Source organism: Paenibacillus sp. FSL R10-2736 (assembly GCF_038000245.1).
Taxonomy (GTDB): Bacteria; Bacillota; Bacilli; order Paenibacillales; family Paenibacillaceae; genus Paenibacillus_AQ; species Paenibacillus_AQ phytohabitans.
Genome location: NZ_JBBOBN010000001.1, coordinates 3,655,020 through 3,674,231 on the forward strand (window position 1 = coordinate 3,655,020; position 19,212 = coordinate 3,674,231).

Annotated in this window: 15 protein-coding genes; 1 reads left to right on the forward strand and 14 read right to left on the reverse strand. The window is 51.3% G+C overall.

What is annotated here, in order from left to right; genetic code table 11:
• Window positions 1-19: 19 nt before the first annotated feature.
• Complete coding sequence (locus NSQ73_RS15765) at window positions 20-1,474, reverse strand: methyl-accepting chemotaxis protein (RefSeq protein WP_340987198.1); 1,455 nt, start codon at window positions 1,472-1,474, stop codon at window positions 20-22.
• Window positions 1,475-1,523: 49 nt separating this feature from the next.
• Window positions 1,524-2,069 carry a hypothetical protein gene (locus NSQ73_RS15770; RefSeq protein WP_340987200.1) on the reverse strand — a complete coding sequence of 182 codons (546 nt, stop codon included), beginning with the start codon at window positions 2,067-2,069 and terminating at the stop codon, window positions 1,524-1,526.
• 302 nt (window positions 2,070-2,371) lie between these two features.
• Here NSQ73_RS15770 and NSQ73_RS15775 point away from each other — a divergent pair, with 302 nt between their 5' ends.
• Entirely contained in the window at window positions 2,372-3,820 is a 1,449-nt protein-coding gene (locus NSQ73_RS15775; protein ID WP_340989293.1) for a DHA2 family efflux MFS transporter permease subunit, read from the forward strand.
• 89 nt (window positions 3,821-3,909) lie between these two features.
• On the opposite strand, the gene NSQ73_RS15780 is transcribed toward NSQ73_RS15775, so the two are convergent.
• The 12 genes from NSQ73_RS15780 to NSQ73_RS15835 form a co-directional block, all read right to left on the reverse strand.
• On the reverse strand, window positions 3,910-6,723 hold the full coding sequence (locus NSQ73_RS15780; RefSeq protein ID WP_340987201.1) for a glycoside hydrolase family 2 TIM barrel-domain containing protein: 2,814 nt from the start codon (window positions 6,721-6,723) through the stop codon (window positions 3,910-3,912).
• A 172-nt stretch (window positions 6,724-6,895) separates the two neighbouring features.
• Complete coding sequence (locus NSQ73_RS15785) at window positions 6,896-8,377, reverse strand: Lsa family ABC-F type ribosomal protection protein (protein ID WP_340987202.1); 1,482 nt, start codon at window positions 8,375-8,377, stop codon at window positions 6,896-6,898.
• 359 nt (window positions 8,378-8,736) lie between these two features.
• The gene (locus tag NSQ73_RS15790) at window positions 8,737-9,594 is read right to left on the reverse strand and encodes a Cof-type HAD-IIB family hydrolase (protein ID WP_340987204.1); all 858 of its coding nucleotides are present in this window, start codon (window positions 9,592-9,594) and stop codon (window positions 8,737-8,739) included.
• A gap of 152 nt (window positions 9,595-9,746) precedes the next feature.
• Window positions 9,747-10,907, reverse strand: coding sequence for an amidohydrolase family protein (locus NSQ73_RS15795; protein WP_340987205.1), 1,161 nt, complete (start codon window positions 10,905-10,907; stop codon window positions 9,747-9,749).
• Window positions 10,904-11,968 (reverse strand): aminotransferase class V-fold PLP-dependent enzyme, encoded by a 1,065-nt coding sequence (locus tag NSQ73_RS15800; protein ID WP_340987206.1) that lies wholly within the window; start codon window positions 11,966-11,968, stop codon window positions 10,904-10,906. Before NSQ73_RS15800 ends, NSQ73_RS15795 begins: the two co-directional genes overlap by 4 nt.
• Window positions 11,969-11,992: 24 nt before the next feature.
• Window positions 11,993-12,742, reverse strand: coding sequence for an ABC transporter ATP-binding protein (locus NSQ73_RS15805; protein WP_340987207.1), 750 nt, complete (start codon window positions 12,740-12,742; stop codon window positions 11,993-11,995).
• Window positions 12,742-13,503, reverse strand: a complete 762-nt coding sequence (locus tag NSQ73_RS15810) for an ABC transporter ATP-binding protein (protein WP_340987208.1) — start codon at window positions 13,501-13,503, stop codon at window positions 12,742-12,744. The genes NSQ73_RS15805 and NSQ73_RS15810 overlap by 1 nt, the downstream gene beginning before the upstream one ends.
• Window positions 13,503-14,369 carry an ABC transporter permease gene (locus NSQ73_RS15815; RefSeq protein WP_340987209.1) on the reverse strand — a complete coding sequence of 289 codons (867 nt, stop codon included), beginning with the start codon at window positions 14,367-14,369 and terminating at the stop codon, window positions 13,503-13,505. Before NSQ73_RS15815 ends, NSQ73_RS15810 begins: the two co-directional genes overlap by 1 nt.
• Window positions 14,366-15,355, reverse strand: a complete 990-nt coding sequence (locus tag NSQ73_RS15820) for an ABC transporter permease (protein WP_340987210.1) — start codon at window positions 15,353-15,355, stop codon at window positions 14,366-14,368. The genes NSQ73_RS15815 and NSQ73_RS15820 overlap by 4 nt, the downstream gene beginning before the upstream one ends.
• Window positions 15,352-16,971, reverse strand: coding sequence for an ABC transporter substrate-binding protein (locus tag NSQ73_RS15825; protein ID WP_340987211.1), 1,620 nt, complete (start codon window positions 16,969-16,971; stop codon window positions 15,352-15,354). Before NSQ73_RS15825 ends, NSQ73_RS15820 begins: the two co-directional genes overlap by 4 nt.
• A 142-nt stretch (window positions 16,972-17,113) precedes the next feature.
• Window positions 17,114-18,241: an NAD(P)/FAD-dependent oxidoreductase gene (locus NSQ73_RS15830; RefSeq protein WP_340987212.1), complete on the reverse strand. Its 1,128-nt coding sequence runs from the start codon at window positions 18,239-18,241 to the stop codon at window positions 17,114-17,116.
• Between the two features lie 18 nt (window positions 18,242-18,259).
• Window positions 18,260-19,060, reverse strand: a complete 801-nt coding sequence (locus NSQ73_RS15835; RefSeq protein WP_340987213.1) for an alpha/beta fold hydrolase — start codon at window positions 19,058-19,060, stop codon at window positions 18,260-18,262.
• Window positions 19,061-19,212 lie beyond the last annotated feature (152 nt).

Consider the following 19,212-nt stretch of genomic DNA (forward strand, 5'->3'; position numbering starts at 1 on the left):
CTCCTTTTATAAGTACAATTCACTCGTTACGGTGTTCAATCAGTGCCTGCAGCCGGACACTTGAGTTGTTAATGCTGCCAATGAATTCAGAGATCAGTCCGATACTATGCTCCTGCTCCTCAGTAGTAGCCAGCATCTCTTCTGTTGCCGCTGCATGCTTCTGGGCGATACCGGAGATATTCCCCACTTGCTCACGCACCTGATTGAAGATTGAACTTACCTGATCGGTCAGATTCCGTTCGGTTAGTATGTATTCGTCAATATGCCGGAAAGTGCTCTGTATACTGTCAATGCTCTCCAGCACTTGACTGCTGATAGCTTCTCCCTCTATAACTGCAAGACTGCCGTGAGTTGCCTTGTCGACGACAAGCTGTGTGTTGCGCTTGATAGTATGAATAATAGCATCGATTTGCTGTACTGTATCCATACATTGCCGGGCCAGCTTCTGGACTTCATTCGCCACTACTGCAAATCCCGCTCCGGCTTCGCCTGCTCTGGCAGCTTCAATACTGGCGTTCAACGCCAGCAGATTCGTCTGATCGGAGATTCCTTTGATCGCTGACAGGAAGCTATTCACATCATCCATGCTGCGGTTCAGCTCTTCAACGGTAGTCAATGAGTCTCTAACTGCTGTGTTGATAATCTCCATTTGTTTGCCCATTTGCCGGATGTTCTCCGAGCTTCGCCTAACCACTACTCCGGCTTCTCCGGAGGTATCTGCCAGACCTTGCGACAATCTATGGATACCCGACATTTGCCCGCCCGCTTCATTCATCATGGCACTGATATGGGTGAGACTCTCTGATTGATCTACGATGCCTTCCGTAACTTCATGGATATTCGTTGTAAGAACACTGCTGATCTTCTGTAGCACTCCCGCATCCCTGCTGCAGTGGGCAATATCCGTATTAAGTGCCGTCGTATGCTCATGAACAACATCCACCATAGTATCCACGGCATTTAACAGTTCTTTGGCTTCGGCTTCCTTGCGGGCGGATAGCTCAATCAGATCAGCACTTCTTTTACAGACAAAGTACAATGCCACAATAGTCAGTTCTATGAAACCTATAGTCATCAGGAAAGTAGTATCAAACACATGATGCTCCGAATAATAAATTACGATATACGAAATATTGTACAAGCCCCCAAAACCGTACAGCAACACCCTATTCACATAGAGGGCAATCACACAGAGCACAACCATGATCAGCATCCCTGCACCCGGTGATTCAATGTATGGGATGGTACAGGTCAGAACCGCTATTGTCAGAATAACAGTAGTCTGCAGTACAAATTTCTTCCGGTAAATGAACCCTGTAACGGCGGCCAGCTCCAGGAGCAGCGACACCACGACCTCACTTCTAACTTCACTGGTACCCAGGAAGAAGCAGAAGACGGCAAACGTGATCCACAGGATACAGGCGATAATCTTATTCACTTTTATAGTATTGGTCATCAAAAAGCTATCATTCATTTCCCGTTCCCCCAAGTAGCTTAAGTGTCCCGCATTAATTGTTCTTGCTTTAAGTCAGCAGACGGCTCGCCTGCTCGCAGGCCTGATATAGTCTCTCATATTGCTCCTCAATCAGCGGGCCTGCCTCCGCGGTCACCTTATTGTATACATTGTTGTATAGCGGATAGGCTGCCCCCCAGCCGGCAAAGCCGATGAGTCCCAGAAAGATACACAGCAGAATTCTGCTGTCCAGATAACTGAACACGGCTCCGCCGACAAAACAGGTGCCAATAAGTCCGGTAATTAACGCATTAATGATAGCGCGGGAGGTTTTGGCCTTCTCCAGCCGTTTAATAGAAGTGAGTGCATGATCGCATTCCTGCTGCAGCCTCTCTATACCGTCTACTTTTCTGATTGTCCGGTCCCGCTTAAATTTCAGTGCGACAGATCCGGGTTTGATGTAAGCTGCTCCCGGGACCTGCCGTTGCGTATTCTCTTCTGCCTGTATCCAGCCCAGATTCTTGTAACAATCCTTATACAGCTGCGCAAGCTCCTGATCTGCCTGAACCGTGATGTACTCAAAAGCTACGAATCCGTTATCCATCCGTTCTTCCATTCTCCCCACTCCTTCTAAGATCATTACAAGGATAAGCACTTGCTCAACGCTTTATGATCCTCATTATCACGCAATGTTGTTAAATAAATGTTAAACTCCGCTACAATCTGTGCGCGATGCTGATTTAACAACTCTTTAACATCTGTATAACAACTTCTCAACATTTCATTGGCACACTCATGTTGTTGCCCGGGGCGCCATGGACCGGCCGGTGAATTACACATTAGAGAGGGTGGAGTAGAGTGAGTAAAGAGAAAACGGGAAGCATCAGTTCAATAAGACGGGGACCTATTGTGTTCATAATGATTTTAGGTGCTTTTCTGGCTACGCTGAATCAGACGATTATGAGTGTTGCCGTGCCGGAGTTAATGGTTGATTTCGGAATCGCAGCATCGGTCGCCCAGTGGCTGACAACGGGATATATGCTGGTTAACGGGGTACTGATTCCAATCACAGCCTACTTAATGCAGCGGTTCACTACCCGCGAGCTGTTTCAGAGCTCCATGCTTATTTTCCTGGCAGGTACAGTCTTATCAGCGCTGGCCGGGAATTTCCCCGTACTGCTGGTCGGACGGCTGATTCAAGCTGTGGGTGCGGGAATTATTATGCCGCTGCTTATGAACGTGATTCTAACGCTATACCTGCCTGAGAAAAGAGGTGCGGCGATGGGCATGGTTGGATTAGCCGTGATCTTCGCCCCTGCACTTGGACCAACGCTGGCCGGTTATATCCTGGAACAATACAGCTGGAAAGCTATGTTCTACGGTATCCTTCCGTTCACAGTACTTATCATCATCGGCGGTTTCATTTACTTGAAAAACGTATCTAATCGCTCCTATCCGAAGATTGATATTCTCAGTGTTGTCTTGTCGACCGTCGGATTCGGCGCTTTGCTGTATGGATTCAGCCGGGCGGGTACCGCCGGATGGTCCAGTATGGAAGTACTCCTCTCGCTCGGCGCGGGAATCGTCTCTCTGGCCCTGTTCACCTGGAAGCAATTAGCTTCCGCCAACCCGCTGCTTGATCTGCGGGCGTTCAAGTACCCGATGTTCTCCTTAACGACTGTTATTAATGTTGCTGTTACCATTGTGATGTATGCGGATATGATATTACTTCCACTCTACCTGCAGAATGCCCGCGGCTTCACGGCCATGGAATCCGGATTAATGCTGCTTCCCGGATCGTTGATTATGGGCTTCCTGATGCCGGTCACCGGCAAGCTGTTCGACCGCTTCGGGGCCAAATGGCTGGCCGTCATCGGTCTGCTGATCATGATCGCCACTACCTTCAGCTTCACGAATCTAACCGATTCAACGGGCTATCTGTATATGGCCGTCATGTCTACCGGACGGCGGATCGGACTGGCCATGATCCTAATGCCGATCCAGACTGCCGGTCTGAATCAGTTACCCGCCAAGCTTAATGCCCATGGCACTGCGATCTCCAATACGGTTAAGCAGGTTGCCGGAGCCGTAGGAACTTCCCTGCTGGTAACGGTAATGACTAACAGCACAACCTCTGCTATGAAGAGCATGGCTGCCGGGAGCGGCGCAGGTAATATGACCCGGGAGCACATGCTAATGGAGGCTTCCATCCAGGGCATCAATGACGCCTATCTCGTCATCATCGGCATCAGCATTGCGGGATTACTGCTCTCCCTGTTCATTAAGCAAGTGAAGCAGACTTCCCGGGAGCAGACTGAATCTAAACCCGAAATGAAGCTGACCACGGCAGGTACAACCAAAGTCTGAATAGATGAAGTCTTATACTCTTGAAAAAAACACAAAGGAGCGGCTCTCCCGATGGAGAATCGCTCCTTTGTGTTATTCGTTCGTTACTGCTATTGAATCAGCGCCTGAAGCTCGGCAACAGTTGCCTGGTATTGCGGTTTGAATTCAGCAGATTTCATATAATTAGCCACGCTGGTCAAGAACTGTCTGCCTTCAGGGGTCTCGCTCACCTTGCTTGCATCCAGTGCACATACCAGCAGATTACCGTTGCCTACACGGCATTCCGTAAGGAAGCTAAGCTTATGATTACGTTCGAAATTATCAATGGTCTGCACAACGGGATTCCAGCTGCGGTCCGCATCATCCATGATCAGCGATTTCGAATTCTCCACAATGCTCCACCATGGATAGGTCGAATGCTCCTCACCCGGGAACTCACGAAGTACCGGGTGGCTGTTATCAATCAGCAGACCCATCGTACCGACAGGTACAGGGCGGTTCATGCTCTCCGAGATGGAGCGGAACATCGGATAACACCAGAAATCAGTGCAGTAGTAGCCTTCAATTGCATTCTTCAGGGATTCCGGCTTCGGCATAAGCAGCACATTGCCGCCATTCTCCAGCAGTGCAAGCGCCTCTTCGGACAGCTCCGTGAATACATGAATGTCCTCAAGCGGGTTGCTGCTCTGCTCAGGGTATACCCACAGGTCGTAGCTCTTGCGGATATCCGTCCCCTGGATGGAAAGGGATAATACGATCTTACTCATCCGCTCTACGACAGGAAGAGTTACCGCCAGATCGCAGATGTCGATATAATGGCTTCCGGCCGGAAGGGCCGCTAAGGTTGATCCTTCAGCAATTACATTACCGTCTGCTGCAAGCTGCCATAGCAGCTGAGCGGAATCCGGCATACCGCTGCGGAAGCAGCTAAGCTCCACATGGGCAGCGAACAATTCACCCGCAGTATAGTTATACTTAGGGAATCGTGCCATCAGCACCGCATCATTGCAGAACGTACGCCATTCCTCGGCACTGACCAGTCCCTTGGAATCCATGAAGGCATCAAGCACGCCAACCAGCGCAGTTCCCTGACCGCTGAAATCCTGCAGGTCCAGCAGCTGGAAGCCGGCCAGCCGCCGCGAGCGGAAGGCAGCCTCAAGTTCTTCCTTATAACAGGCTACCGCAAGCTGGCCGGAGGCTTCAAAGTATTTGGCCGCCAGATGTCCCAGTCCCTTACTCTCCAGCCGTTCACGGAAAATCACAAAGTTCTCAGCTTTGATCGAACCCGTGTATTTCGTGATTTCTTCGAAATTAGGGAACGTAGCGTATTGTCCGATCTCATGCGAGACTACCGGAACCTGCGGAATCCATTCGCCGGATTCTCCGCCAGCCTGCACCGTTTTGGCTTCGGTGCCATACTGGATCTGGATCTCGCCGCCGGCAGCAGCAGCCTGTCCTCCTCCATTCAGGAAGTCCGGAGGAACGATCTGGTCGTCATAATCCTTCATCGTGCCGGGCACAGCGGTCTGGACATGCCCCAGCGGAGCATCGCACATCGCATAGGAGCCTCTGAACAACCGGTCACGGGTGAAGCGAACCCCGCTGAAGAAGTCGTCATGCTCCAGAACCTCCGGTACCCATTGGTGGTTATTGGAGCCTTGGGTGTATAAAGGCCGGTCATCGAACGCTTTGTAGTCCTTCAGGAAGGAATCAATCTTCTCTTTGCTGCCCCACAGCTCGTTGCCGAGAGACATCATCACAAAGGATGGATGATTGCCGAAGTCCCGCAGAATGGCATAGCCTTCGCTGATCAGGTAATCCTGCTCTGCCTGATTATGCCCTTCGTCCGTCTCTACCGTAATCGTACCCCAGAACGGAAGCTCCGGCTGCATGTAGATCCCAAGCATATCTGCAGCGGTAAAAGCAGCCTCCGGCGGACAGCAGGTATGGAAACGGTAATGATTGATCCCGTAAGACTTGGCGATGCCAAGAATTCTGACCCATTCTTCAACATCTGTAGGAGCATAGCCGGTCAGCGGGAAGATCAGTCCGTCATGTTTGCCGCGGAGGAAAGTCTTCTCCCCGTTAATCGTGAACTTGTCGCCTTCTGCCCGGAATTCCTTCAGTCCGAAGATAACCTCCTGCCGGTCGATGGCATTGCCTTCGCTATCCTTCAGAACCAGGAGGATATTATACAGATTGGGAGCGGATTCACTCCAGAGCAGCGCCTCTTGGCCGAGTGCATAGTCTACTGAGAACTTCCCCGGTGATACTATGTACTCCTGCTCTTCTACCGTGTGTGAATCCTCACTATTGAAGCTCTTGGCAGATACTACAAGAGTAGTCTCGCTCTTACTCTCCAGAGTTGCTGTGATGCGGACGGAACGTGCAGCCAGCTCCGAATCCAGGCGGATGCCGCTAAGCTGTGACTCTCCGTAGAATTGCAGCTCCATACGGCCGGTAATTCCGTTCCAGTTCGTCTGGGTATCCGGCGAAGTCAGATGTCCGCCTTTGGTCGGGTAACCCGTGTTATCTACGCGGATCGTGATTATATGCGTACCCGGCAACAGCTGCGGGAGCTCGTATACATGGGCGGTGTTCAGACTGTCACGGCTGCCAATCTCCTGCCCGTCCACCCACAGCGTTGTAAGCCGTGTACGTTCCAAATATAGATAACTGCTCTTGCCGGCCAGCTCCTCTGGAATGTCGATCTCCCTGGAGTACCAGACGGATCCTTCGAACAGATATTCATCCGTTAGAGCGCTTACCAGAAACTCCTCATTCTTCGGTCCTTTGCGGGCATGGGAGGTTGTTCCCGGCAGTGTGATTACATCTGTGTAAGGTAATACGAGTCCGTGCTTACTCTCATCTAACTGCAACTTCCATTCGCCTTCGAGGCTGATCTTTGTCTGCAAAATCCTCACTCCTAATCGTGGTAATCTCTAAGCTTCTGTTCTATAGTGCAGGCTGCTTGCTATTCTTCCTGAATAAGCTTAGCATATTACGCCAAATATTACAGTCCTACCTTCCGGAATGCATTCACACTCCATTTACACGCAGAAAAAAAGCCCCTGCAGCTCGCAGAGGCTTGTCATCTTAATCCATAGCTTCGATCTTGGTAGCAATATTCGCGCAGAATTCCCGGTCGTGCTCCACAAACAGGATTGTCGGCGTATGTTCCATCAGCAGCTCTTCAATCTGCATCCGGGAGATCACGTCAATGAAGTTAAGCGGCTCATCCCAGATATGCAGATGCACCTTCTCACTGAGGCTCCGGGCAATCAGTACTTTCTTTTTTTGGCCGCCGCTGTAAGTGGACAGCTCCTTCTCGAATTGAGTCCGCGAGAAATCAAGTTTCCGCAGAATCGATTTGAACAGGCTCTCATCAATTCCGTGCTCTCTGGCATATTCGCTCAGACTGCCCTGCAGATGCGAGGTGTCCTGGGATACATAAGAGATGGTAAGCTGGCTGTCCTTCCGTATGACACCTGTATGATGAATGTCCTCCCCGCAGATCAATTTGAGAATACTCGATTTCCCGGAACCGTTGCTGCCGGTGAGTGCAATCCGGTCGCCCTGCTCAATCGTGAAACTCACCTCTGAACAAACACTTTTGTCCCCGTAAAAGACCGAAACTTCATCCAGCTCGGCCAGCTGTTGCTTATGATACGGAAGCTGTGATATTTCCAGACTGTCCGAGCTTTCAATGTTCCGCAGCAGCTTGGATTTCTCGGTAATCGCAGATTCCTGCCGCTGCTGGATCGATTTCGAGCGTTTCATCATTTTTGCAGCCTTGTGGCCGACATAGCCCTTATCTAATTTGGAGCCGGAGTTCCGGGTGCCGTTCTTGGACTTCTCTACCTCATGAGCCCAGCCGCCCGTCCGTTTGGAGGAAGCCGATAACCGCTTAATGTCCCGCCGCAGCTTCTCGTCTTCCGCCAGCTCGAAGTTATCCTGCCTCGTCTTATTCTCCCACCAGCTGCTGAAGTTCCCCTTCTGGATCTCAATGTTGGTCTTGTTGATCGACAGGATATGGTCTACACAGTTGTCTAAGAAGGCTCTGTCATGGGAGACCAGAATATAGCCGTTCTTCGTGCTGAGATAGTCACTGACCAGTTTACGAGCCTTCATATCCAGATGGTTGGTGGGTTCATCAATGAGCAGGAAGCTATTCTCCTTGATGAAAAGGGCTGCCAGCAGCACCTTCGTCTGCTCCCCGTTCGACAATGAATTGAAGGGCCGGTACAGCACATCCTCCGCCACCTTCAGCAGGTTCAGCTCCCTCATCAATTTCCAGTGAACATATTCCGGGTCAATTTCACTGATTACATCCAGGGTCTGACTTGTGGGGTCCGCAACCGGAAACGGGAAGTATTCAAAGCTTACTTGTGCGGATATCGTCCCGCTGTATTCATATTTGCCGAGCAGCAGGTTCAGGAAGGTGGTTTTGCCCCGGCCGTTGCGCCCGGTGAAGCCCAGTTTCCAATCGGTATCCAGCTGGAAATTCACATGCTCAAAAATATTATCGTAAGTGCCCTCATAGGCAAACGTCAGATTGCTCACATTGATTAATGACATACAATATCCTCCTGTATAAAATAATAAAAGCTGCAAGAAGGTTATCTTCTTACAGCTCAAATAAATACAGCAAATTCAGCCCGGACGGACTTGAATAAGGATATATTGATTGAGTGAAAAGATGCAGACCCTTCTTGCATATAAAGAATAAAACGTGCGCACGAAATAACGCCCTTATAAGATGAACTTATGAATGAAAATGTAGCCATTCTTAAGTTCACGTTCTATAAAGCTGTTTTATTGTTTAATACCGCAAGAGAATCCTACACTATACTATTCAACTCCAATCGTTTAATTAAGTGCATTTTACCATGTGCTTTATTGGATATCAACCCGGTCCGTATGCATACAGTGTCTATTTAAGCTGAGATCAGGCCGTATTTCAGGAAACAGTTATACAGTCCGTCTTCCTCAATGTGGTCGGTGATATCATCGGCAATCTCTTTGAGCTGCTCTCTGGCATTACCCATAGCAACCCCCACCTGGACATATTCCAGCATCTCCAGATCATTAAGCCCATCGCCGAGCGCCATGCTGTCTTCACGGGGGATATCCAGATGTTTCAGTACATCGGCAATAGCCGAACCCTTGTGGACACCCGGAATCATCAGCTCCCCGCTGTTCTCTCCAAACAGGGGGATAGAACTCTGGAGTGCTGTGAACCTTCCTTCTAATGCCTCCTGGATCTGATGAAAGGGCAGACTGCTCTCCAGAAAACAAATTTTGTTGACATCATCCAAATATAATTCTTCGTTTCCATATGTCAGTGTAGCGATATAAGGATGCGGGGACAGCCGTTTTCTCTCCTGCGCTGCAGGATCATTCAGCAGATCACCATAAATTCTGCGTTCCAGATGAGGCTGTAAGTTGCGGCTCCCGTATAGTGCGGTGTTGGATTCCAGAATGAAATCCACCTCATTGGCGTGGAAATAATCGATCAGATGTTTGGCGTCTTCCGGTGTTACTTTTTTGTGATAAAGCATTTCATTGCCGCTCTCTACATACCCGCCTGCGGCTCCAATCAAGCCGTCGAAGCCGATATTCCAGATGGAGTCATAGATCTCAGCCTTCGAGCGGCCGGTACACAGGTAGAGCAAATGCCCGTTCTCCCTCGCCTGTCTGCACGCCTGCTGCGCCGATTCCGGTATGATTCCATTCTCTGTGAGAAGTGTTCCGTCAATGTCGATGAAGACTATTTTTCTGCTGCTCTGACTCATGAATCCCCAGCCCCCTTGTGTAATGTTCCTCTGAACTATAATTTATGTAATGCGTTCCAGGTCAAGGATTATTTTCAGCAATGAACGCGAAAAAGGACTGACCCTAAACCATAGAATGGTTAATAGGACAGTCCTTAGCATGCAGAGTACGATCAATGGGTCTGGATCAGATCTGATTCCTGCGCCCCGGTAACCACCGAGATGATGCTCTTCCGCAGCTGATCTGCATTCTGTGCCTGATAGGGATCGGCAGCATAGATGACCGCATCGGCAATATAGCCCTCAGCAATCCGCCCCAGCTCATGACCGCTTCCAAGGATCTCTGCTGCGTCTTGCGTAGCGGACTTCCATGCTTCTGCCCGGTTCAGGCCGTAATCGAACAGCGTATCGAATTCCTGCAGGTTGTAGCCATGCAGTGAAGGAGTTGCATAATCCGTACCGAATCCAAGACGTATTCCCGCCCGCTTGGCATATCCAATGGCCGCGGCATGAGCATCGGCTGCACGGGCGGCCCGTTCACAGATGACCGGACTCAGCGCCAGCACACCTTTGGGGTCAGCTGCGATCCGGTAGATCGAAGTTGTCGGCACGAAGGCTACGCCGGACTCAGCCAGTCGGCCCGCCTGATCCCAGGTCAGGAACATCCCATGCTCTATGGACTCCACTTCGGCCTGGATGGACCAGTCAATTGTCACGCCGCCCCAGGTATGTACCAGAACCTTCTTCCGGTTCGCGTGTGCATGACGAACGATGAAGGCGAACTCTTCCTCAGAGAAGTTCGGCTCCGTTACCTTCTCGGTAGGCGCGCCAAGACCGCCTGTTGCCATGATTTTGATCCAGCCTGCTCCGGTAGCGTAGATCTCTGCCAGTCGGCCCTCCAGATGCTTAACCCCCTTGGCATCTGCTGCGCCCAGCATTTCACTGCTGGTCTGCACCCGGAGCGGCTGCTGATAATACTTCACGAGATGACTGATGGTGCTTGGCAGAATGCCGCCGGCATCACGCGCAGTAGTTACGCCAGTCCGTAACGTGGCTGCGAAGGCTTCTGCCTGCATCACTTCAACCTCCCGGCTGTCCCGGTTCAGCTGGTCGGCATGATCGAAATCGGTCCAGGCCAGGTGCGTATGCAGATCAATGATACCCGGACTGATCCATAGCTTCTGCTGAGGTTGTTCCCCCTGTACATGCTGCGGTTCTGCTTCCTTAATCGAAGTGAACCGGCCATTCTGAATTTCAATATCGAACGGTTTGCCTTCGATACCTGCGATATGGATGCCGCTGTACGCCTGAAATTGCGGGTGCTTGAGAATCATAGGGCTTCACCCCAAACCTGACGGACTGCTTGTACTGCCTGCTCCGCATCCTGCTTCAGTAATCCGGCAAGCGTCCGCACTGCGCCTTCAACACCTTCCCGGCTGGCATTTGCCCCGAAATGGTTGATCCGCAGCAGCCGGCCGGATAATTCCCCGTCTCCGGGAGCCACGATGCCGATAGGCTGCTTGATCAGCAGCTTCTGCTCCCCGTTCACCCGAACCGTGGTCGTCAATGTGGAATATTGCCGGCTGTTCTTCTGCCAGGGTTCAAGACCCAGAGCTGTGATCCCCGCTATGGCAGAAGCTGCTGCAAGTTCATGGCGCTTGATCACTTGAGCCAGTCCCTCATCGGCCACAGTAGTCAAGGCTACGATCAGAGCTCTGGCCTCCAGTGTTGGAATATTTGGAGGGACGCGAAGCGGCGGCGTGCCGTCCGGTGCCGGCTTCAGATCGAGCAAGGAAAGAATGGAATTGCGGGGCGCTCTTTCATTCGACTCCAGGAAGGCCCAGCCGCGTGGTGAAATGCTGACTGCGCTGACGCCGTTAGGTCCGGCGAGTGCTTTTTGCGCACCCATTACGGCAAAGTCCACGGACCACTCATCGACTAACAGAGCCTCTCCGCCTACTGCTGATACGGAATCCGTTACCGTAATAAGATTATGCTTGAGTGCAAGCCCGAAGATTTCCTTCGCAGGGTTAGAGCCGCCTGTAACTACTTCTGCCTGTACGAAAGAAATAGCAACCGGATGGAACCGCTCAACCGCAGACGCCACCTCTTCCACAGTAATGACTTCATCAAAGGAAACTTTCACTTCAATTACCGTCGCTCCGCCTCGCTCCAGCCATTGTCCAAACAAACTGCCGTAAGGGCCAGTCACTACATTTAGAATGGTCCGGCCGGGTGCAGCAATTCCTGCAGCTACCGCTTCAATGCCTAATATGGCTTCCCCCGGAATGATCACTGGAGGGTACTGGGTGGATAAGAGATCAGAGAGCTGTCCTGTTAATGTTTTGAACTCTGACAGGGACAGCGGGACAAATCCTTGTGGTTCTCGGTTCATATAGACCTCCTGATGTAATTGATTTCATTGTGGCATCTTCGGAACCGCAGATAACAGCTCGCGGCTATATTCATGCTCCGGACGGATGAAGAATTGATCCTTGGTATTGATCTCTACCAGCTTCCCCTGCCGCATGACGGCCACGGTATCGCTGACCGCATGAATAACCCCGAGATCGTGAGAAATGAATAACACGGTAAGATTAAGCTCAGCCTTGAGCGTGTGGAACAGCTCCAACACGCTCCGCTGCACGGATACATCGAGTGCACTTGTCGGCTCATCGGCGATCAGCAGACTCGGCTCCACACTTAGAGCGCGTGCAATGGCAATCCGCTGGCGCTGGCCGCCGGAGAATTCATGCGGATATTTGTCCAGCGACCTGGCTTCCAGCTGCACCCGGCTAAGGAGCTCTTTGCTTCTTGTCTCCACTTGGGAACGGTGGACAATCCGGTGAAACAGCAGGGCTTCAGACAGAATCTGCCGGATAGAATGCTTGGGATTCAGCGAGGCATCCGGATTCTGAAAGATCATCTGAATCTTCTTATGCTGCTCCCTGCTTCTCTTCTTGCGCAATTCCTGGGAACCCAGCAGGATCTGCCCCTCATCCGGAGCGATCAGCCCGGCAATAACCCGCGCCAGCGTAGACTTTCCTGAACCGGACTCTCCGACAAGTCCCAGCGTCGTATGCTGCTCCAAATCCAGCTGAATATGGTCGAGCGCGGTAAATCCGCCGTAACGGACCGTTAAATCCCGCACCTGCAAAGCTAAATTCATTATAGTCCGCTCCCTTCAAGCTCAAGCTCCGGCAACGGAAGCACCGAATCGATCAGCATCTGCGTATAGGGATCAGCCGGATGCTGCAATAGACTAAGCGTCTCACCGTGCTCGACAATCTGCCCCTGCTTCATGACATACAATCTGGAGCAGAGGTTAGCGGCAATTGCCAGATTGTGTGTAACGAAGACCATGGCGAAGCCCAGCTCACGCTGCAGACTAGTGATCGTGTCGATGATCTGCCGCTGAACGGTGACGTCCAGGGCGGTTGTCGGCTCATCGCAGAGCAGAATGCCGGGCTTACAGGCTAGAGCCAATGCGATAACAACACGCTGACACTGGCCGCCTGACAGCTGGCTGGGATAGCGGTCCTTTTTTCTCAAAGAATCCGGAAGACCCAGTCTTTCAAGCAGCTCCAGCGCAATCGTCCGTGCAGCTCTCCGGCTGACCTGTTGTCTGTAATACACGACTTCTGCCAGCTGCTTCACAACCGGACAGAGCGGGTCCAGCGCACCTCTCGGGTCCTGGAATACCATCGCACTGCTTACCTTACTCCGTACGGCCCCTCCGGTCTGCTCCACACCACGAGGAAGGAGACCAAGGATTGCCCGCAGTGTAAGCGACTTGCCGGAGCCCGATTCCCCTACCAGCCCGAGACTCTCCCCGCGTGCAAGCGAGAAGCTGATATTATTGACGAGTATCTCTTTCGATTTGGCTGCAAGTGTCAGTGATTCTACTTCAAGCACAGGCTCAGTTGACATTATTTTTTCCTCCAAATATCGGCCAGGCCATCCCCTAACAGAGACAACGCTATCCCTGTATATACCACGGCGAATCCCGGAACTGCTGACAGCCACCAGGCGTTGGTAATGAAGGGTTGTCCGTCTGAGATCATTGTCCCCCAGTCCGGTGTAGGCGGTGCGATACCGATACCCAGATAACCCAGTGTAACAATGGCTACAAGCAGCCCGACCATATCTGTCATCAGCACGACAACGGCTTGCGGCAATACATTAGGCAGGAGATGGCGCAGAATAATGCGGCTGCCGGGCAGTCCCAGGGTCTGGGCAGAAGCCACCCATTCCTGTTCCCGGAAGGATGCGCTAAGACCTCTGACCACACGGGCGAATACAATCCATCCCACGAGAATGAAGGTGATATAAATCCCCCGCTCCCCGGCACCGCTGGCGAAGGCCACAATAATTACGATCAGATAGAACGGGAAAGCGATAAATGTATCTGTAATCAGTGCAATAATTCTATCGGTCCATTTGCCGTAATACCCTGACAGCATTCCCAATAATACACCGGTACAGAACGGAATGATCTCGGCCAGAACCATGATAGTCAGATCCGTCCGCGCTGCATAGATCAGTCTGGTAAACAAATCACGCCCCAGCTGATCGGTACCCAGCCAGTGGGTGGAAGACGGCGGCTGCAGGAAGGCGCTCAAATTCTGCTCCGTCGGATGATACGGACTTAAGTAAGGGATGAACAGAGCCAGCAGAATAAGCACTGCAAACATAATGATTCCGATCAGCAGGGATGGGGTATTCCATATCCGTCTCAGCCCGTTTACTTGCTTCTTGCCCTCTGGCAATTGTATATCTGGCGTTGTAGTTGTCATTGTTTCCCCTTCGTTCTGGGATCCAGCCACCAGGAGATGATTTCAATCAGCAGACTGATAATCACTACAGATAGCGCGCAATAAAGGGCTATTCCTTGGATGACAGGGAAATCCCGATTCGAAATTGAAGTGAACAGCAGGCTGCCAATCCCTTTGATGCCGAATACCTGCTCGACGACAAGCGTACCCCCGATGAGATAAGAGATGTTGACTCCCAGCAGCATCAGTGTCGGCAGCGCAGAGTTGCGCAGGACATGCTTAAACAGAATAACTCTGGAAGGTATGCCCGCTGCTCTCAGCGTGACGACAAAGTCGGATTCAAGTACCTCCAGCATTTGCGCTCTGAGCGAGCGGACCAGCGTAGGAATCTGTGAAAAAGCAACCGTTATCGCCGGCAGCGCCAAGCTTCGCAGCGTCCCTGTGAAGCCTTCGCCTACTCCCCCGACAGGGAACCAGCCCAGCCGGACACTAAAGAGCAGAATCAAAAGGATGCCAACCCAGAAGATTGGCATACCGAGAGTGATCGCAGGAAAGATACGGATCAGGTGATCCAGCAGTTTATCCTTATGTGTGGCTGCAGCAGTAGCAAGCAGAAGTGCAGTAATAATCGCAAGCACACAGGCAATCAGGATAAGCAGCAAAGTTACAGGAGCCCGCTGCATAATCAGCTCTCGTGCCGAGGTGCCCATAATAATCGAGTTGCCGGTATCCCCTTGCGTGAACAAGGTCTTCATAAACCGGATGAATTGTTCCCATAGCGGGAGATCCAGCCCCAGGGCGTGATGCATATTCTTAAGCGCTTCGGGCGTACTGTATTCTCCGAGAATCATTTTGGCAGGGTCACCGGGTACAATACGTATGAGGAAAAAGACTGCCGTCATCACGCAGAGGATAACAATTAAGGCTCTTACAAGTGCTATCCCCAGCCACTTGTAAGAACCATTGTTTCCTTGCGCACCGGTTAAGGTTTGCCTGGAATTCATCATTTGCTTAAGCGCACATCTTCCAGACGGATACTGCCGTTAGGCAGAACAACCAGTCCATCCACCGAAGAACGGGCACCAATCAGGATATCCGGGTAGTAGAGCGGAATGTAAGGCACTTCATCTGCAAGCGTCTGCAGCAGCTCGGTGTAGATGGCTGCGCGGGCATCGCCGTCTGCTGTTTTTTGACCCTCATACAGCAGCTTGGTTACATTATCGTTCGTGTAATGCGTCCAGTACGACTTGCTGAAGCCTTCCGGATCGGTCTGGAACGCCAGGATCGAGTTCGCTTCCGGAGAGTCGGCTTGACCGCTGTTCAGCATCGCCGCGAAATCATAGGCGAAAAAGCGTTCACGGAAGGTGGCAAGTTCAACGGATTCGATCTCAATCTTGATTCCGATGGCCTGGCCTGCTGCCTGAATAATCTGTGCTTCCTGGGCTCTTGTGCTGTTGCCGGAAGCGATCAGCAGCTTGGTTGAGAATCCGTTAGGGAATGCAGATTTGGCAAGCTCTTCCTTGGCTGCGGCGGCATCGAAGTTCAATGACTTAAGGGTATCATTGGCGTTGTATGGAATCGTTGTCGGCAGCAAAGAATTGGCGGTCTGTGCATAGCCGAAGGTTAATGCTTTGGTCAGACCGTCACGGTCCAGCGCCAGCGCCAGTGCACGGCGGACATGCACATCGGAGAAATGCTCATCCAGCGTGTTGAAGAACAATTGCTCCGTCACCCAGCTGCCGTTCGTTACGACAGTAGTGTCTGTGCCGTCCTTAATCTCACCTGCATTCTGAAGGGACAGCGCTTCTACTGCATCCACTTCTCCTGCCTTCAGCTGGTTGATCGCCTGACTGTCGTCTTCAATGAGTTTATAGACAAGCTTATCGATATAAGGCTTGCCTTCCTGCCAGTAGTTTGTGTTCTTGGTGAAGGTAACATCACCAGCAGGGTCCCAGGTTTCAACTACGAAAGGGCCCGTGCCTACCGGCTTCTTGAAGAATTCTTCTTCGCTGACGCCTCCGAAATTATTCGGGATGATACCATTGGAGAAGTTGGACAGCTCAGAGATGAAAGGTGTGTAGGGTTCTTTTAGCTTAATTACCAATGTCTTGTCATCCTGTGCCTTGAAGGATTCGACCGTCGCCGAGATCGCCAGCGGACCTTCAACCGTCAAATGACGGTTCAGGGAGAACACGGCATCCTCTGCTGTGACTGGCGTTCCGTTCGAGAACTTCAGACCGTCACGCAATACGAAGGTATACGTTAAGCCATCTTCGCTGATCGTGTGTGACTGGGCAAGAAAGTCCTTAATTTCACCCTTGCTGTCAAAAGCGACCAGTGATTCAAACACTTTATCAATCGCAAACGCATTATTGGAGGTGATCTGGTTATGCAGATCAAACGAGGTTACTGAAGCCGGCCGGCCATAGGTAAAAGTACCTCCTGCAGCAGGTTCTGCTGGGCTTGTGCTTTCTGTTGCGGCTGGACTCGCACTTGCCTGAGCGCCATTACTGGTGTCCGCATTGTTGTTAGAACCGGAGCAGCCTGCCAGCAGCATTACAAACATTACTGTCAGTGTTCCCATTCCAATCGTTTTTCTAAATTTTGCATTTAACTTGGTCACGTGTGATCCACCCTTCCTATATAAATCATATATGTTTAGTATGGATTGTATTATGGATTACACATCTTCTTCTGTCAAACAAAAGTTCATTTGAGCGGCAGAATTGAATCTAATCCTTCCATTGCAGGAAATGAATTCGTAATCATCTGCTCTCCATCGCTGCCTGGAGGTCATAAGCGCTAATATCCATATCGGTCTCTCTGCCTAGTGCCAGCTTCGCCAGCTGGCTGCCGATAAACGGGCCCATTGTGAGTCCGGAAGCTCCCAGTCCATTGGCTGCGAGAAGCCCTTTCCATCCAGGGACAGCACCTAAGACCGGAAGGAAGCCTGGTGTAAACGGGCGGAATCCTACCCTCACTTCACCCAAAGTGCTGTTTGCCAGTTCAGGTGCCACCTCCAGCCCCTTATTCAGAATCTCCTGCATGCCGCCAGCGGTCACTCTGGTATTATATCCTTTTATATCATTCTCATGAGTTGCCCCGATTACAATATGCTGCTGGTAAAAAGCGAGCAGATATTGATCACTTGGCGGGATAACTACCGGCCATTCTCCAGTATTCTGATGACCGGAAACCTGCAAGTGCAGGATCTGCCCTTTTTGGTAGCTGACTTTGAAATTAATGCCAAGCGGCTGGAGCAGCGGGTTCGCCCAGGCGCCTGCGCACACAATAACTTCATCCGCCGGGTAACACTCTGCACCTACAGTAACCCCGGTCACCCGGCCTGGCTCATATTGAAGCGCCGCATCTCCGGCAATTCTGGTGGCACCCTGCTGCTGCGCAGCGTGAAGTAACGCATCCCGCAGGGCGCGTCCATCTACCCGGGCAGCCCCGCTGATATGAACGGAGGCATACCCTTCAGCAAGCAACGGGAACCGTTCACGGGTTTCTTCAGCCGTAAGCCGCGTAATTTCTCCGATTTCCGGTGCATCCGCCCGCCGCAGACGCGTCCGCTCTTCTATTTTGTCCAGCTTGCCCGCATCCGTATGAATACTAAGTGCACCTACCCGGGCATAGCCCGTATGGGTTTCGCCTCCATGCTCTAGTTCCGCGATCAGCTGAGGATAATATCGTGCACCAGCCTTTGCCAGCCGGTACCAGGTCTGATTGCGCCGCTGTGACAGCCAGGGACAGATGATGCCTGCGGCCGCATCCGTGGCTTGTCCTTGATCTTTACGGTCGACAATCAGCACCTCTGCCCCCATTGTTGTCAGCTGGTAGGCTGTAGATGCCCCGAGAATCCCTGCTCCAATTACGATGACTTTCTTCATAAGATATGTACAGCCCTTTCACTTGAGGTTAGAATTCTTTGCGAGAAATTCAAGGATCGTATCGTTCACCAGCACCGGCTGTTCCCTTCCCATATGCGGCGGGTGGCCGGCACCCGGGACGATCAGGCATTGTGATCCTTTGATCAGCGAGACTAGCTGAATGATCTTATCCGCTGCAGCGTATGTATCGTGCTCTCCTGCAATGATTAGAACTGGACAGCCGATACTGCTTAACTGTGCTTCGCTCAGGTCCGGATATCTACGCCAGTCAGTAGCTGATTGCCGCATGAATTCCTGCCAATTACCTAGATGTGCTTCTTCATGCCTCTCTTTCATCTGACGGATGATGCCCTGTTGCTCAAGCTCCAGCAGACGCTCCGGCTCAAAGTCTTCAGCACCAGCCGGATTGCAGAATCCGCCGGTTCCAATTGTAGTTAGTGTAGCAACTCTTGCCGGATCATTTACTGCGAGGTACAGTCCGACATTTGCACCCATGCTGTAGCCGATCAGATGCGCTTTTTCAATACTCATGCAATCCATGAAGGCTGCGATATCATCCGCCAGCTGAGGCGTAGACCATTCAAGACTTTTACACCTGGTTCTGCCATGACCGCGGAAATCAATGAAATAACAGGTGTACTTATTTTGGAAATCCAGAATTTGACTAGAAAAGGCCAATAACCCGCGCGAATAACTGCTGTGCAGAAAAATAACTGGCTCTCCGGTACCCATTTTTTCATAAAACAATTCCAGGTCTTTAACTTTAACATGAGGCATGATAATAACCCTCCATCTGCAGGAATAATTATATTTCGGCAAGTCTGACCCTTAACAGCTTAGCACAGGTTGCCTCATCAAGCATCAGGCGGGAGTAAACCCTGGCCCCAACCCATTTCACGCAAAAAACAAAAAGAACAGTAATTCCCCGGTTAGAGGAGGATCACTGTTCTAAGTCTCAGATAGATAAAAGT